We start from the raw sequence: 883 nt of genomic DNA on the forward strand, positions 1-883 counted from the left end.
TCTATGCTTAAGGGCTAATCCCCGTTCGCTCGCCGCTACTAGGGGAATCTCGGTTGATTTCTTTTCCTCCGGGTACTTAGATGTTTCAGTTCCCCGGGTTTGCCTCACAACACTATGTATTCATGTTGTGATACTTACTTATGTAAGTGGGTTTCCCCATTCGGACATCGTTAGCTCAAATGCTTGTTACTAGCTCGCCAACGCTTTTCGCAAGTTACTACGTCCTTCATCGCCTCTGACTGCCAAGGCATCCACCGTATACGCTTAGTCACTTAACCATACAACCCACATAAGTTTGTAACCTACATGCACTGTATCGCAACTAATGGTGTTTACTTTCGCCAAAAGAATACTCATGAAYCATATTGCTATGATTCGGGCACTTGATTTAAGTGTTTTGAGAACTCAATTATAAATATTTCGCGCTAATGCTATAAACAACCAATCACTTACGAATAAGTTCATCRTTGTCCCTTTCACATTAACACTATCAGCTTTCCAAATTTTTAAAGAACAAGCATCGCCGCTCGGGCGTGCCACTCGCTCTAACAAGAACAAGTTATCTGTGTGAACACTCAGCAAATATTGAGTTAGTCGTATAGGTAAGGAGGTGATCCAGCCCCAGGTTCCCCTAGGGCTACCTTGTTACGACTTCACCCCAGTCATGAACCACACCGTGGTAAACGCCCTCCCCGAAGGGTTAAGCTATCTACTTCTGGTGCAGCCCACTCCCATGGTGTGACGGGCGGTGTGTACAAGGCCCGGGAACGTATTCACCGTAGCATTCTGATCTACGATTACTAGCGATTCCGACTTCATGGAGTCGAGTTGCAGACTCCAATCCGGACTACGACCGGCTTTGTGGGATTAGCTCCACCTCGCG

Annotated in this window: 2 rRNA genes; both read right to left on the reverse strand. The window is 46.4% G+C overall.

What is annotated here, in order from left to right:
* Positions 1-278 (reverse strand): 23S ribosomal RNA (locus BM736_RS24750); the annotation flags it as partial.
* 325 nt (positions 279-603) lie between these two features.
* Positions 604-883 (reverse strand): 16S ribosomal RNA (locus BM736_RS24755); the annotation flags it as partial.

This window comes from Shewanella sp. UCD-KL12 (genome assembly GCF_001957125.1).
In the GTDB taxonomy this organism is placed as follows: domain Bacteria; phylum Pseudomonadota; class Gammaproteobacteria; order Enterobacterales; family Shewanellaceae; genus Shewanella.